This window comes from Alcanivorax sp., assembly GCF_002726155.1.
In the GTDB taxonomy this organism is placed as follows: Bacteria; Pseudomonadota; Gammaproteobacteria; order Pseudomonadales; family Alcanivoracaceae; genus Alcanivorax.
This window is the reverse complement of record NZ_PBSH01000030.1, coordinates 154,441-169,016: the sequence shown is the minus strand read 5'-3', so window position 1 is coordinate 169,016 and position 14,576 is coordinate 154,441. Positions and strand designations below refer to the sequence as shown.

The window sequence follows — 14,576 nt, the reverse complement described above, 5'->3', positions numbered from 1 at the left end:
TGGTCTCGAATTGTTCGGCGGTCAAGTTGCTGAAAATACTCATGTGCTTTCTCCTTAAACCCGGTTTGAAGATTCGTCTCGGGACGCTTCGGTTTGGGTAATTCCGTTTAGATGTCCAGCGTCACCGTGCCCACTGGCACGCTGATGCAAATTTGAATGTCTTCTTCACCACTGGTGATCTCACCGGTGCGGATATCGCGCACTTCACCAGCCGTCTTGCGGCAGGTACAGGCGTGGCAGATACCCATGCGGCAACCGGATTCCGGGGTCAGCCCGGCGGACTCGGCCTGCTCCAGCAGGGTGGCGCCATTATTGATGGCCATTTTCTCGCTCTTTACGAAGCGCACTTCGCCTTCAGCGCTATCGCTTTCGATCTGCGGTGCCGCCAGGGTGAACTGCTCCTTGTGCAACCGTTCTGCCAAGCCGTCTGCTTCCCAGACTTTCTCCACCGCAGCCATCATCGGCGGCGGGCCACACAGAAAAGTGGTTGCCTGTGCAAATTCTGGCGCAGCGGTATACAGATGTTCACGGGAAAACAGGCCAGACAGCTCGCCCTGTTCACCGTCATTGTTGAAGCAGCGCACCAGGGTCACGTTGTCGTGGGTCCGCGCGATCTCGTCCAGCTCGCTGGCGTAGATCATGTCGGCGGCGCTGTTGGCGTAATGCAGAAAGGTAATCGGGCCAGCAAAGCCCTCATCACACAGGGTGCGCAGCATGGACATCACCGGGGTGATGCCACTACCACCACTGATCAGCAGCACCTGCTCCGGACGCTGTGCCGGCAGAGCGAACTCGCCATCCGCCTGGGACAACAGCACCACGTCGCCAACACTCAGCTGTTCACGCAAATGACGGGAAACAAAGCCGTTGGCGTGCACTTTGGCGGTCAATTCGATGCAGCCATCGGTACGGTGCAGGGAATTGGCCGGGGAATAGCAGCGCGTCTGACGCTTGCCATCAATGGTCACGGAAAGTTGGACAAACTGACCCGGAATAAAGCCTTCCCAGTTGTGGTTGGGACGCAGGGTCAGGGTCACGCTGTCATTGGTCAGGTAACGTACGGCTTCTACCCTGGCGCGTACCTCGTTAACGGACCACAGCGGATTGAACACTTCCAGATAACGGTCAACGCCGTGGGGATAAGACAGAATTTCCGCCACACGGGATTGCAGCAAACGGTTAACGCCTTGCTGAAAACGGTTGGATGTCAGTGTCATCGAGTTCATGGGGTCAGGCCCTATAAGTGAACAGTTGTACGCATTATTCACAACACGCCGCTTAACGTCAACACATGTTCACTAAAAAAATAAAGGCTTTTCTTATCATGGTGTTACAAAGGCTCAGGGGGAATTGGTTGCATCACCAGCTCGCACAGAAGAGAATAAGCAGCTGATTTTGGAGGCAAAAACCGATGACCAAGGAAAGCACCAGCAGAACTCGCAAGCCCAAACGGGGCCAAACCCGGGAAGCCCTGATGTCGGCTGCGCTGGAGCTGGTGGTTAAAAAGGCGCCCTTTTCCGCCCTTAGTCTGCGGGAAGTCACCAAGAAAGCGGGCGTGGTGCCTACTGCCTTCTATCGTCATTTCCCGGACATGAGCGCCCTGGGCCTCACGCTGCTGGACGAATCGTTCCGTACCCTGCGTCAAATGATGCGCCAGGTGCGTCAGCAGGAACTGCCCAACGAGCGCATGTTGCGTGGCTCCGTGGAGACCTACTTCACCTATGTGCGCAACAACCGGGCGCATTTTCTGTTCGTCTCCAAAGAGCTGGCCAGCGGCACGCCCACCATGCGCAATGCCATCCGCCGCGAAATCCGCATGTTCACCAACGAGCTGGCCATGGACATGGCGCGCTTCCCCTTCCTCAATCACATTAATGCTGAAGACCTGCAAATGATGGCCGGGCTGGTTGTCAACAACGTCACCGCGCTGACACAGGAAATGCTGGAACTGGAAGAAATTGATGAGACCGGCCAGCAAGAAGTACTGATCACCGCGGAGAAACAACTGCGCCTGATTTACTTCGGCGTAGGCATGTGGCGCTCGGACAAGAGTCACTCCTGAACACACTTCACACTTTACGGCCTTGCGCCGCGCCCCCTGTGCTTAACTCACCAGACCGCCTGTCTATACGGCCAATAGCGACTCGCCTGCCCTGTTCTATACTCTTTTGCATTGCCACCGTTGCCTACGCTGCAACGCAATCAACGGGAAAGGATTGAGTAATGAGTGAGGTCAAATTCCGCGAACTGCGTAATTCACCGCCCATGGTGATCAACTTCGCCAAGGCCGTATTGCGCGCCACCGTAAAGCCCGGCAGCAACCCCACCTTGCCGGACGTGGGCCTGCGACTGAATGACGTCTCCCTCGATGAAAAGCATCTGACCGCCTACCGGAAGGTGTGCGGATTTGCCGCCGACGGCAAACTGCCCGTGACCTATCCGCACATGCACGCGTTCCCGCTGCATATGGCACTGATTCTTACCGACGGCTTTCCGTTCCCCGCCATGGGCCTGGTGCATGTGCGCAACAGCATTACCCAGTACCGCCCCATTGCAGAGCGCGAACAACTGAACGTGAAGTGTTTTCTGGGCAACCTGCAGAAAGTCGATAAGGGGTACGAATTTTCCATCTTCACCAGTGTCAGCACCGGTGGCGAGCGAGTCTGGGAAAGTGAGTCCGTGAATTTCTTCCGCAGCGGCGGCGGTAGCAGCAGCAAGAAGAAAGACGCACCCAAGCCGCAACCGGCTACTGACACAGTGGAATGGAAAGTGCCGGGGGATATCGGCCGTCGCTACGGCGCCGTTTCCGGTGACCGTAACCCCATTCATCTATACCCGCTGTCCGCCAAGCTGTTCGGCTTCAAGCGCCAGATCGCCCACGGTATGTGGTCCAAGGCCCGCTGCCTGGCCGAACTGCAGAACCAGCTGCCGGAAGACGCGTTCACCGTGGACGTGCAGTTCAAATTGCCCATGTTCGTGCCCGCCACCGTGAAGTTCGAGAACAAGCCGACCGATGGCGGCAGCGATTTCCGGCTGCTCGCCAAGGACGGGATCAAACCCCACCTGGCCGGCCAGATCCGCCCGGCGGAGTAATAGCAGCCGCAACAGGCATCACGCAGCACGCAGCACGCAACAACACGTCCGGCTTTCGAGCAGGACGAAACGCCAGAGGCCGCGCCCACAGTCTGGTCGCGGCCTCTGGCGTTTCAGGCTTTCCAGCGTCGGCCCGTGTTGTTGCGTGCTGCCTGTAGCGTGCTGCATGCCACTGCACTAAACTCGCTCCCCATGCGAGACGATACCCGTGATTACCTTTCCCTGTTTCTGAATGACACGCCCCTGCTGGACGTGCGCGCCCCCGTGGAATTCGCCAAGGGCGCCTTTCCCGGTGCGGTCAATATTGCCCTGATCAACGATGACGAACGTCACCGGATTGGCATCTGCTACAAGCAGCAGGGCCAGCAGGCGGCCATTGATCTGGGCAACAAGCTGGTCAGCGGCGAGGAACGGGAACAGCGTATGCAGGCCTGGCAGCAGTGGTGGCAGGCCAACCCGAACGGCTACCTGTATTGCTTCCGCGGCGGACTGCGCAGCCAGACCACCCAGGCCTGGCTACGCGAAGCAGGCATCGATGCACCACTGATCACTGGTGGTTACAAGGCACTTCGGCGGTTTTTGATTGATGAAATGGAAGCCTGTATCGCCAGCCTGCCACTGGAAGTATTGTGCGGGCGCACCGGTTGCGCGAAGACACGGGTGATCGATCAACAAGCCAACGCCATCGACCTGGAAGGCCTGGCCCACCACCGTGGTTCGTCTTTTGGCCGACGCCCCGGCGGCCAACCCAGCCAGATTGATTTTGAAAACAGCCTGGCTATCGCCCTGATAAAACAACGTGCCGCCCAGCCTGCCCGCATTCTGGTGGAAGACGAAAGCAAACTGATCGGACGCTGCCATCTGCCTTTTTCCCTGCAAGACCAGATCAAGGCACAGCCACGCATCGTCATTGAGGAATCCCTGGACTCCCGCGTACAGATCACCCTGGAAGATTACGTGATCGGGCCGTTACAGGAATATGCCCGCTACTTCGGTGAGCAGAATGCCCTCAAGCAGCTTGGCGATGAACTGCTGGCAGCCATGGATCGCATTCGCCGCCGCCTGGGCGGGATTCGCCATCAACAGCTTCGTCAGCAACTCCAGGAGGCCCTCGCCGTACAAACCGCCTGCGGCGATACCGAGTTGCATCGCGAATGGATTCACAGCCTGCTCGCCGATTATTACGACCCCATGTACGACTACATGCTGTCGCGCCGTGAAGGCACCATCGTCTTCCAGGGCACCCGCGCCGAGGTCAGCGATTTCCTGAGCAACCGCTAACGCAAAACCGCACGCAAGCCGTTATACTGCTGCCACGACTGCGTATGGCCGAACCCGCAATCGTATCCGTGCGTTTTCCCGCATAAAGTTCGGTAAGCCTCCCTATTGAACGGAGACAACAATGCGTTTGAAATTCCTGGCTGCACTGGCTGCTGCCCTGCTGCTCTCTGCCTGTAATGACCCCAAAACCAACACCTTCACCTTTACGGCGATTCCGGATCAGGATGAATCCCAGCTGGTGAAACGGTTCGGTACCATCGCCGCTCATCTGGAAGAACAGCTGGGCGTGCCGGTGAAATACGTGCCGGTGAAATCCTACGCTGCCGCAGTGACTGCCTTCCGCAACGATGAAGTGCAAATGGCCTGGTTCGGCGGCCTGTCCGGCGTACAGGCCCGGCGTCTTGTTCCCGGTTCCCAGGCCATCGCCCAGGGCCAGGAAGACACCGCGTTCAAATCCTATTTCATTGCCAACAGCAGCACCGGGCTTGAGCCCGTCGACACGCTGGGCGACGACTTCATTGCACAGCCGTCATTCACCTTCGGCTCCAAAGGCAGCACCTCCGGCCGCCTGATGCCAGAATTCTATCTGCGCGATACCTTCAACGAAGCCCCGAACAACCTGTTCGAAAAAGTCGGTTTCTCCGGCGACCACAGTCGCACTATCGCCCTGGTACAAAGCGGTGCCTATGCCACTGGCGCGGTAAATTTCAAAGTCTGGGAGCGCGAGCTGTCGGAAGGCAAAATCGACACCAGCAAGGTCAGCGTGATCTGGGAAACCCCCACCTATCCGGACTACCACTGGACCGTGCGCGGCGATCTGAATGAGCGCTTCGGCGAAGGCTTCAGCCAGCGCGTTACCGACACCCTGCTGTCCATCGACGATCCGGCACTGCTGCAGGCTTTCCCCCGGGAAAAATTTATTCCGGCTTCCAATGCGGACTATGCTCCCATCGAGGAAACCGCCAGCGCCATCGGCCTGTTGGACTAACGGCCAAAGGCAAAGTCCAACGTGTTCCACTTTCAGCAGGCCCGGCTGGGGCATGGCGATCAGGTTGTTTTTGATGACCTGACGCTGACCATCGAGCACGGCGAAAAAGTCGCCCTGCTCGGCCCGTCCGGCGCCGGCAAGTCCACCCTTCTCGATGCCCTGCGCCGCCAGCAGGAAGCCGCCTGTGCTTGGTGCCCCCAGGCGGGCGCCCTGGTCCCCATGCTAAGCGTGTTCCACAACATCTACATGGGGTCCCTGTCGCGCAACCGCACCCTCACCAATCTGCGCAACCTGCTGGCCCCCAGTCGACACGAGCGTGAACAGGTGGGGGCTTTGGCGGCCGACTTGGCGCTTCATGACAAGCTGTTCACCAGCGTTGATCAGCTCTCCGGCGGCCAGGCGCAACGCACCGCACTAGGCCGGGCCCTCTATACACAACGCCCGATCCTGCTCGCCGACGAGCCGGTCTCCAGCCTGGACGAACATCAGGGCCAGGCATTGCTCACCCTGTCTCTGGCTCGCCACGACAGCGCCGTGATTGCCCTGCATGATCGGGCATTGGCACTGGCCTGCAGCGACCGGATCATCGGCCTGAACCAGGGCCAGATTGTCCTCGATGCCGCCACCCGGTCGCTGTCCCTCAGCGATCTTGATGCCTTGTATCAGGACGATGCGTAACAGTGAACGCCCTACCATGCCTCCCGCCAGCCCGCCGCTGAACACCACAGCCCGCCGCTGGCGACGCACTACCGGTGGTCTCGCTCTGGCCGGCCTGGTGGCACTGTTGCTGGCCGACATGGAGATCGCCCGTTCCAGCCCCGGCCAGGAACTGCTGCGCATGGCCAAGGGGTTTATGACCCCGGATTTTTTTGCCACCGAACAGCTTGGCCAGGCATTAGCCAATACCCTGGCTTTTGCCTGGCAGGGCACTGCACTGGCCGCCCTGTTCGGGTTTCTCATGGCAATCTGCTGGTCGTCACGGGCGGTACGCAGTTTCGCCGCCAGTATCCGCGCCGTCCATGAACTGTTCTGGGGCTTGCTGCTGCTACAAGTGGCCGGCCTGAGCACCCTCACCGGGGTGCTGGCCATCGCCATTCCCTATGCGGGCATCTTTGCCAAGGTGTTCGGCGAGTTTCTCGAAGAATCAGACCCGGCTCCTTCCCATGCACTGCCCGCCAGCACCTCCGCCGTCAGCCGCTTTTTCTTCGCCCGCCTGCCGCTGGTCTGGCAGGCCTTTAAAGCCTACGGCAGCTACCGGCTGGAATGCGCCCTGCGCGCCTCCGCCATTCTCGGCTTTATCGGTTTGCCCACTCTGGGCTTTCATCTGGAAACCGCTTTTCGTGAAGGAGTCTACGATCAGGGCGCAGCTTTGCTGTACCTGTTTTTTGCGCTGATTTTCACCCTGCGCTGGTGGCTTCGCCCGACATTGATTCCGGTATATCTGCTTGCTGCCGTGGCCTGGGCACCGCCGGTTTTTACCGGCAACCTGTCCACCCTGGTACGGTTTATCACGGTCGATCTGGTGCCCGTTCCCCTGCGCCACGGCGGTGGCCTGCTGGAACTGTGGCAATGGTTCGCCATGCTCTGGCAGCAACAACTCTGGCCCGGCCTGTGGCAAACCAGCGTACTGGGGCTGGCCGCGCTACTGCTCACCGGCGTACTGGCGCTGGTATTGTTTCCCCTTACCTCACCGTTATTCGGTAACCGGGCCAGCCGTATGCTGGGCCATGGCCTGCTGGTGGTGCTACGCACCACACCGGAGTTTTTTCTCGCCTTCTTTTTCCTGATCCTGCTCGGGCCCTCCATGTTGCCCGGCATTTTTGCGCTGGCCCTGCATACTGGCGCCATCGTCGCCCACCTGACCGGCCGCTTCAGTGAAACCCTGCGCCTGCGGGTGGACGCGCCAACCGGGATCAACCGCTACGCCTACGAGGTCTTGCCGCGTATCAGCCCAAACCTGCTCGCATTCCTGCTCTATCGATGGGAAGTGATCATGCGCGAAACGGCGGTACTGGGGATTCTTGGCATTCACACCCTGGGTTTCTATATTGATTCCAGCGTGGCGGAATTCCGCTTTGACCGAACCGCCCTGTTGATCCTGGCCACGGTGTTGCTCAATCTGGGCGTGGATGCCCTGTCGCGGGGATTGCGCAAACGGCTAAGGCTGAAGCCGGAGCTGGGCTTATAAAAAGATAGACCCGGCTTTAAAAATAAAGCCTAACGGTGTGCTCTAATTTATAACTATCAAAGGGATTTGGAATGCTTGTAACCAAAACAGGAAATCTAATCAACGAAGAACACCAGCCAGTCTCATGCAGCAGCGTTGAAGATTTACGAACAATTCTCTCTGGCATGAGCTGGCAACAATTATCAGCTATAAAAATCGAGAAAGACGGAATGGCCATAGAGGGTTCAGGGTCGACAGAAGACGGCTTTTCCGTTGTGCTCTATGAGTCGAATACTGAATCAGTAACGCCTACTGATCCGACTTTCGATGACATGGCCGACATCCTCACCAGATTTTATGACGGCGATAGTGAGTGGAGAAACAACCGCGCATGGGAAACTCCAAAGCCCCCACAAAGAAAAGAGAACATATCTCCATCACGCTCCGGGCTTCTTTTGAAAATCATTATCTTTTTTGCTGTTGGTTATGCCGTAGCTCAATTATTGAACGCTAGCGGTTAATAACCAGTCGTTGAACGGCTAGCCTCCACAATGCAATGGCAGTTATCGTCAACTTCACAGCCAAGGCAACCTATGAAACTCTACCAAGTCGATGCCTTTACCTCTTCCCTTTTTGCCGGCAACCCCGCCGCTGTGGTGCCGCTGGAACGCTGGCTGGATGATGGTCTGCTGCAGAATATTGCGCTGGAAAACAATCTGTCAGAAACCGCCTTTCTGGTGCCAGACGAGCAAGGCTATTCGTTGCGCTGGTTTACCCCCCAGGTGGAAGTCGACCTGTGCGGCCACGCCACACTGGCCGCCGCCTGGGTGGTGTTCAATGCGCTGGGATTTCCCGGTGAACGGGTGCGCTTTTCCACCGCCTCCGGCCCCTTGTTCGTCACTCGCAGCGGCCAAACGCTGAGCCTGGACTTTCCGTCACGACCGGCCCATGTACTTGCTGATACCGCACCGTTTCATCAGGCGCTGGATTTGCCCATTCGCGAGGTACTACAAGCCCGGGACACCCTGATCATCGTGGACAGCGCCGATCAGGTACGCAATTTTCAACCCGACTTCACCGCCATCGCGGCGCTGGATACCTTCGCCGTCATGATTTCCGCGCCCGGCGAGGACTGTGATTTTGTCAGTCGTTTTTTCGCCCCGGCAAAAGGTGTCCCGGAGGATCCTGTTACCGGCTCGGCCCACTGCACCCTGGTGCCCTACTGGGCCGAAAAGCTCGGCAAGACACACCTCCATGCTCGCCAGCTTTCTGCCCGTGGCGGTGAATTACACTGTCAGCTAAAAGGCGACCGCGTCACCCTCAGCGGCACCGCACGCTGCTATCTGCAAGGCGACCTGCAACTGTGATAAGTCCTTCCGCTCAATACGACCTGGTCTTTGTCGGCGCCGGCCACAGCCATGCGCTGACCCTGCGCATGCTGGCCATGAAACCGATTCCCGGCGTGCGCCTCACCCTGGTCTCCCCGGATAGCCTGAGCGCCTATTCCGGCATGCTGCCGGGACTGATCGCCGGACACTACGATCTGACGGATACCCACGTGGACGTTTACCGGCTCTGTCAGGCCAGCGGTTGCCGCTTCATTCAAGCCAGCGTCACACAACTCGATCCTCAACAGCGGCAACTGCAGCTCAGTGATGGCAGCCAATTGGCCTACGACTGGCTAAGCCTGGATGTGGGCGCCACGCCGGACCTCACCCCCATCGGCAACGATCACACCAGCGTCGTCCCGGTCAAACCGGTGGCCAGTTTTTACGCTCGCTGGCAGCAACTCTGCCAGGACACCCGTGGACAAACCGCGTCTCTGGCGGTGGTTGGCGCCGGTGCCGGCGGCACCGAAATGGCGCTGGCCATGGCCAGGCATTTTCAGGACCGCCAGCAACCGGCAGACATCCAGCTGATTACCGGTGGCGACTTGCTACCCGGCTTTTCCGCCAGCGTGCGCAAGAAGATGCGCGCGCGGCTGAGCGCCCATCACGTCACCCTGCATACCGACACTCGTGTGCATCGCGATGCCCAACAGCAATTGCGCATGGGCGACCAGCCACTGGCGGCCCAGTGGGTGCTCTGGTGCACCGGCGTGCGAGGCTTGCCGTTGCTACACAACAGTGGGCTGGACTGCGACGAACGGGGTTTTGTACGCGTCACGGAAAGCCTGCAAACACTCTCCGATGCACGTATTTTTGCCGCCGGTGACTGTGCCGCCTTTCCCACCCCCTTACCCAAGGCCGGTGTCTATGCGGTTCGCCAGGCACGCACGCTGGCCAACAACCTGCGCGCCGCCATTCAGGGACAACCGCTGGCGGCGTATCGACCACAGGCACGCTTCCTGTCACTGCTGTCCGCCGGCGGCAAGGATGCCATTGCCAGCCGGGGCGGCAAGCGATCACTGGCAGGCCATTGGGTGTGGCGCTGGAAAGACCGCATCGACCGAGCCTTCATGGCCAAGTTCGATCAGCACCTGCCCGCCATGGCCCCGGCCCCGGCAGCCCCGGACGCTTTACACTGCGCCGGCTGTGGCGCCAAAGTCGGCAGCGACGCCCTGCATGAGGCACTGGCAGGCCTTCAGCCAGCCATTAATCCGGGCATCGAAGCCGGTGTAGACGCCGCCGATGATGCGGCCATCATTGACTGGCCCGCCGGGCAGCGGCTGGTACAAAGCCTGGATTACTTCCCCGCCTTTATCGATGAGCCTTACCTGTTCGGGCGCATTGCCGCCCTGCATAGCCTCAGCGACCTGTACGCTATGAATGCGCAGCCTCACTCAGCCCTGGCCAACGTGACCCTGCCCTGGCATCACCCGCGGCTGCAGGGCCGAGATCTGCAACGGATGATGGCCGGAGCCGTCCGGGAACTGAATGCAGCCGGCTGCACCCTGGTCGGCGGCCACACCATCGAAGGCCCACAGATGGCCGCGGGGTTCACCGTCAACGGCCAGGCGCACCCGGCACAGCTCTGGCACAAACGCGGCGCCCGCGCCGGCGACCGGCTTATTCTTACCAAACCGCTGGGTAGCGGTGTTCAACTGGCCGCCCTGATGCAGGCACAAGGCAACCCCGGCATCGCGTTCCACGGCCCCTGGTTGGACACTACCCTGCAACACCTGCTGGTCAGCAACCGGCTGGCTCAGCAAGCCTTGCAGGGCATACCTGTCAGCGCCTGCACGGATATCACCGGCTTTGGGCTACTGGGTCATCTCTACGAAATTAGTCAGCAAAGCGACGTCACCCTGGCGGTGGATTGCCACAACGTCCCCCTGCTCCCCGGCACGCTTTCGCTGATTCGCCAGGGCGTGGCCAGCACACTCAGTGAAGCCAATCGCCACATTCTGATGCAGTGCGAGCAATCCGAGCCCGTGGATGACTCCCTGCTCACCGCCCTGTGTGACCCGCAAACCGCTGGCGGGCTGCTGTTCTGCCTGCCCGGCGACTATGCCCAACAGGCACTGCAACAGCTTGATAAGGCAGCTATTGCAGCAGCGGATATCGGTAAAGTCCTTGTAAAAGATCACCCTGATGACGCAGCGATCCTGTTGAATAACGGTCACACTGGTAACGTATAACCCTTCAAGAACACAGGAGAATGCTTCATGACCACATCAAAACGCGTTACCGGTATTTTCAGTGCCGCTGTCTTGCTGTTCATGCAAATGCTGATGGTCCCCGCCGCACAAGCCGCCATGATTGGTAATGACACCGTGATTCAGCAACAGGATCGCGCTGCCATGAAGCAACAGATCATGCAACTGATGGATCACAAGGTTGCCGCCCAGGCATTGAGCGAGTACGGGGTAAACGAACAACAGGTGAGCCAACGACTGGATCGCCTTACCGATTCTGAGTTGCAACAACTGGCGCAAAAATCGCAAGAGCTGCCTGCCGGTCAAGGTGTGCTGGGTATCGTACTCGCCATCATCCTAGTGTTGGTGATCCTGGATCTGCTTGGCGCCACTGACGTCTTCCCGGTCATCGATCCGGTCAATTAAGCGGCCGACGAGCCGATGATAAGCGTATTGCACCGTAAGCCGATGCCCGCTTCCTGCAAGTCCATTGCCGCACTACTGACAGCCGCACTACTCACTCTGAGTGGCTGTCAGAGTTTTCCCCCTCCGCAAAGCGCCACCGTGCACACCGAACAACAGGTGGTGGTGCCCTTTGTCCCCCAGGATGCCTACCAGTGTGGCCCAGCCGCGCTGGCGATGATGCTGCAATGGGCTGGCAAACCTGTCAGCGCCGACACCCTGGTGGACGAGGTCTGGCTACCGGAGCGCAAAGGCTCACTGGGTATCGAATTGCGCGCCGCCGCCCGCAGCCGTGGCCTGATGGCCTACCCCGTGGAATCCGCCGAGGCGTTGTTTCAGGAATTGCAGGCCAACCGCCCGGTGCTGGTAATGCAGAATTTGGCGCTACCCAGCTGGCCAAAATGGCATTTCGCTGTGGTCACCGGCTACCGGAATCAGGGCGATACCGTGGTGCTGCACAGTGGCACCACCCAGGGCGACAGCAGCCACTGGAACCGCTTTATTCGCACCTGGGCGAGAGCCGATCAATGGGGGTTCACGCTGGTGGAAGCCGGCCAGTTGCCCGCCAGTGCCAAGCCTGATGCCCTGTTCCGGGCGATCTCGCCGCTCCCCAATAGCGCCGCCTTCTGGCCGGCGGCCGTGGAAGCCTTCCCGCAAAGTGGGCAGCTGTGGTTTGGTTATGGCAATGCCCTGTGGGCACAGGATAAGCAGCAAGAGGCGCTGGCGGCGTTTGAGAAAGCCGTGCGCTATGCACCGCAACTGGCTGCCGCCTGGAACAATCTGGCCTATGCCCAGCAAGCCGCTGGCAACACCAAGCAGGCCAAACAGAGTATCTGCCAGGCGCTATCCATTGCCCCGGACGATACCGCGATTCTAGACAGTGTCAGCGAGCTGAACGCTCAGTCCTGTGCACTATCGTCTGCGCCAAGCTCAGGCTGCTGCGCCACTAACTGATCTCGCTGCTCACGCAGCTTGTCCAGTTTGGCGATGCCTTCCTCCAGTTGCTCAGGGGCAATGCCGAATTCCTTACCCTCGGCGATCAATCCTTCCAACTCCGCCATTTTGCGATTCGCCGCCGCCACGAATGAAGCACGCACCTGCTGATTCTGGCGCGCTTCGTATTGCTGATATAGCGACGGGTCTGCCAGTTCGGCCGCGCTGGGCGGTTCGCGTAAATCCGTATTGCGCACCAGCGGCGGCGTGCGCGGGTCGCCATTGCGCATGCTTTCGCGTAGCGCCGCCACTGCCCGCGGTGAGGGCGTCGGCACCGCAGCGGGGTTACGCTCAATACGGGCATCGGGCGGTGGCAGCCGGCGTTCCGCCACCGTATCGATCATCGGGAGCGCCGCCGGATTCGACGGCGTCTCCTTCTCCATCGTGGCTGCCGGGTGCGAAGGCGCGTGAGTAACGCGCCTCTCCGTCGCACTCTCCGCCACACCCTGCGGCGCGGGATCTTGCGGCCAAAGCCAGTAGGCTCCGGCGCTCACCGCCACCGCCAACCCTGCCAAAAGAGTCAGCCGCAGCAGGCCGCGTTGTTGCTGGTGGCGTTCCATGGGCATCGATGCAAGCGGACGCAAAGACATCACAGCACCTCGTTATTTACTCTCAACGATGCCGCCTCGGTGGCCTCTGCCAGCAAGGTGTGGAACCGCTGCTGCATCTGTTCCCGGGCAATGGCCTGGGCTGCGCGATAACGCACCGATTCACTGTCCACAGGTTGATAGCCCATTTCTTTCTGGTCCACCCAGAGTAGCTCCCAATAAGGGGCTCTGTCTGTGGTCGGGCTGCGGAACGGCGGCGATACTAGCTGAGCCGGTTGCACAAACGCCAGTGCCTGGGTCCAGTGATCCTCACGGCTATCACGGTCTATCCAGCCCAGCGCCCCGCCCTGATCGCGATCCTCGGCAACGGAGTAGCGCGCCACCGCGTCGGCAAACGCCTCGCCGGGATTGGCGTTATCGTCTTGTTGAATGGTCAGCAGTTCGGCGTAAATCCGGTCCGCCTCGGTCTGGCTATCCACCCTCAAATGGTAGGCATGCACACGCTCCACACGGGTGAATTCGTCCTGATGCTGTTGGTAATACGCAGCGATCTGCTCCTGGCTCACTTCAGCCGCCAAAGCCCGTAACTGCGGATTATCGTCATGGATATCGTGCATCAGCCCCAGGTCATGGAGCAGCTCATCGCGGCGCATGGCGTCATCAATACAGTCATCCACTGCCGCGACAGCATCGGCCGACAAACCGGAGCGTTGATCAAACCAGTAGAACACATACTCCATGGTGAGCTGCTGCTTGATCGCTTCACGGATAAAGCCGGTATTGAGGTTGTGCATCTGCACTTTCAGCTGGATGTTCTGCCGGCGGTACAGATCCCACAGCGTCAGTGTCTGCTCAGGCTGATCCTCCGTAAACCGGTAGCGGGCAATCACCAGCTGGCTGGCTGCCTGCTGCTGCGCCTCGGTCATGGTGGCGTATAACGCCTGTTCCAGCGTCAACAAAGGAGCCAACGCCTCATCAGACAGCACCAGGGGCGCGGCAAGATAATCCAGGCTGTTTGCTGTGCCGCTCTCTTCCACCGCCACGCGCAGTGCGTCGGCAAAAGCGGTACGAATCAGCTTGAAACGTTGTTGTTCGTGACGAGTCTTGGCGTCGTAACCCACCCGGCTGGCGTCAGCATGATCGTGCGCCGATGGGTCATCCTGCTCGTGGACCAGTGCCGCCAATAGCCGGTTTTCCACCAGCCCCTTGAGCACCGCTTCACGGCTGACCTGCGGTTCGCTGCGCTGTGCGGCAGCCACAAACACATTCAGGGTATCCACCGGAATCACGCTGCCATCCACGCTTGCTGCCACGTTATCAGGCAACGGCCCCCAACGCTGCCAGCTGGCATAGCCAGCCAGCGCAACTGCCGCGAACCCAATGGCTAACACCCATCGATGTAATCCCATGGCCGCTTTCCTCTATCTTGTTATTAGGTACTTATTGGTACAACGCGGACACGCATCT

14 protein-coding genes are annotated in these 14,576 nt (G+C 59.6%); 11 read left to right on the top strand and 3 right to left on the bottom strand.

Features of this window, described 5'->3' with window-relative positions; translation table 11 throughout:
* Positions 1-107: 107 nt before the first annotated feature.
* Positions 108-1,217, bottom strand: a complete 1,110-nt coding sequence (locus tag CL546_RS09260) for a ferredoxin reductase (protein ID WP_290494327.1) — start codon at positions 1,215-1,217, stop codon at positions 108-110.
* A gap of 194 nt (positions 1,218-1,411) precedes the next feature.
* Between CL546_RS09260 and CL546_RS09255 the strand changes: the two genes are divergently transcribed.
* The 11 genes from CL546_RS09255 (at position 1,412) to CL546_RS09205 (ending at position 12,522) form a co-directional block, all read left to right on the top strand.
* A complete protein-coding gene (locus tag CL546_RS09255; protein WP_290494325.1) occupies positions 1,412-2,062 on the top strand; it encodes a TetR family transcriptional regulator in 651 nt (216 codons plus the stop codon).
* 161 nt (positions 2,063-2,223) lie between these two features.
* Positions 2,224-3,093: a MaoC family dehydratase gene (locus tag CL546_RS09250; protein ID WP_290494323.1), complete on the top strand. Its 870-nt coding sequence runs from the start codon at positions 2,224-2,226 to the stop codon at positions 3,091-3,093.
* A 192-nt stretch (positions 3,094-3,285) separates the two neighbouring features.
* On the top strand, positions 3,286-4,374 hold the full coding sequence (gene mnmH, locus CL546_RS09245) for a tRNA 2-selenouridine(34) synthase MnmH (protein ID WP_290494321.1): 1,089 nt from the start codon (positions 3,286-3,288) through the stop codon (positions 4,372-4,374).
* Positions 4,375-4,495: 121 nt separating this feature from the next.
* Positions 4,496-5,362 carry a putative selenate ABC transporter substrate-binding protein gene (locus CL546_RS09240; protein ID WP_290494319.1) on the top strand — a complete coding sequence of 289 codons (867 nt, stop codon included), beginning with the start codon at positions 4,496-4,498 and terminating at the stop codon, positions 5,360-5,362.
* 21 nt (positions 5,363-5,383) lie between these two features.
* Positions 5,384-6,040 (top strand): ATP-binding cassette domain-containing protein, encoded by a 657-nt coding sequence (locus CL546_RS09235; protein ID WP_290494318.1) that lies wholly within the window; start codon positions 5,384-5,386, stop codon positions 6,038-6,040.
* 16 nt (positions 6,041-6,056) lie between these two features.
* On the top strand, positions 6,057-7,550 hold the full coding sequence (locus CL546_RS09230; RefSeq protein ID WP_290494317.1) for a PhnE/PtxC family ABC transporter permease: 1,494 nt from the start codon (positions 6,057-6,059) through the stop codon (positions 7,548-7,550).
* Positions 7,551-7,621: 71 nt separating this feature from the next.
* Entirely contained in the window at positions 7,622-8,050 is a 429-nt protein-coding gene (locus CL546_RS09225) for a hypothetical protein (RefSeq protein WP_290494315.1), read from the top strand.
* 72 nt (positions 8,051-8,122) lie between these two features.
* Positions 8,123-8,896, top strand: coding sequence for a PhzF family phenazine biosynthesis protein (locus CL546_RS09220; RefSeq protein WP_290494314.1), 774 nt, complete (start codon positions 8,123-8,125; stop codon positions 8,894-8,896).
* A complete protein-coding gene (selD, locus tag CL546_RS09215; RefSeq protein ID WP_290494312.1) occupies positions 8,893-11,109 on the top strand; it encodes a selenide, water dikinase SelD in 2,217 nt (738 codons plus the stop codon). The genes CL546_RS09220 and selD overlap by 4 nt, the downstream gene beginning before the upstream one ends.
* Positions 11,110-11,136: 27 nt before the next feature.
* The gene (locus CL546_RS09210) at positions 11,137-11,532 is read left to right on the top strand and encodes a PA2779 family protein (RefSeq protein ID WP_290494310.1); all 396 of its coding nucleotides are present in this window, start codon (positions 11,137-11,139) and stop codon (positions 11,530-11,532) included.
* A gap of 15 nt (positions 11,533-11,547) precedes the next feature.
* A complete protein-coding gene (locus CL546_RS09205) occupies positions 11,548-12,522 on the top strand; it encodes a PA2778 family cysteine peptidase (RefSeq protein ID WP_290494308.1) in 975 nt (324 codons plus the stop codon).
* Here the strand turns inward: CL546_RS09205 and CL546_RS09200 are convergent.
* Both CL546_RS09200 and CL546_RS09195 read right to left on the bottom strand, forming a co-directional pair.
* Positions 12,468-13,151: a hypothetical protein gene (locus CL546_RS09200; protein ID WP_290494306.1), complete on the bottom strand. Its 684-nt coding sequence runs from the start codon at positions 13,149-13,151 to the stop codon at positions 12,468-12,470. The two genes, CL546_RS09205 and CL546_RS09200, sit on opposite strands and share 55 nt — an antisense overlap.
* A complete protein-coding gene (locus tag CL546_RS09195; protein ID WP_290494305.1) occupies positions 13,151-14,518 on the bottom strand; it encodes a peptidylprolyl isomerase in 1,368 nt (455 codons plus the stop codon). Before CL546_RS09195 ends, CL546_RS09200 begins: the two co-directional genes overlap by 1 nt.
* Positions 14,519-14,576 lie beyond the last annotated feature (58 nt).

Bases quoted from the DNA above. Each gene is read 5' to 3' on its own strand.
- CL546_RS09260 (WP_290494327.1), bottom strand. From the start codon at position 1,217: ATGACACTGACATCCAACCGTTTTCAGCAAGGCGTTAACCGTTTGCTG.
- CL546_RS09255 (WP_290494325.1), top strand. From the start codon at position 1,412: ATGACCAAGGAAAGCACCAGCAGAACTCGCAAGCCCAAACGGGGCCAA.
- CL546_RS09250 (WP_290494323.1), top strand. From the start codon at position 2,224: ATGAGTGAGGTCAAATTCCGCGAACTGCGTAATTCACCGCCCATGGTG.
- mnmH (WP_290494321.1), top strand. From the start codon at position 3,286: ATGCGAGACGATACCCGTGATTACCTTTCCCTGTTTCTGAATGACACG.
- CL546_RS09240 (WP_290494319.1), top strand. From the start codon at position 4,496: ATGCGTTTGAAATTCCTGGCTGCACTGGCTGCTGCCCTGCTGCTCTCT.
- CL546_RS09230 (WP_290494317.1), top strand. From the start codon at position 6,057: ATGCCTCCCGCCAGCCCGCCGCTGAACACCACAGCCCGCCGCTGGCGA.
- CL546_RS09225 (WP_290494315.1), top strand. From the start codon at position 7,622: ATGCTTGTAACCAAAACAGGAAATCTAATCAACGAAGAACACCAGCCA.
- CL546_RS09220 (WP_290494314.1), top strand. From the start codon at position 8,123: ATGAAACTCTACCAAGTCGATGCCTTTACCTCTTCCCTTTTTGCCGGC.
- CL546_RS09210 (WP_290494310.1), top strand. From the start codon at position 11,137: ATGACCACATCAAAACGCGTTACCGGTATTTTCAGTGCCGCTGTCTTG.
- CL546_RS09205 (WP_290494308.1), top strand. From the start codon at position 11,548: ATGATAAGCGTATTGCACCGTAAGCCGATGCCCGCTTCCTGCAAGTCC.
- CL546_RS09200 (WP_290494306.1), bottom strand. From the start codon at position 13,151: ATGTCTTTGCGTCCGCTTGCATCGATGCCCATGGAACGCCACCAGCAA.
- CL546_RS09195 (WP_290494305.1), bottom strand. From the start codon at position 14,518: ATGGGATTACATCGATGGGTGTTAGCCATTGGGTTCGCGGCAGTTGCG.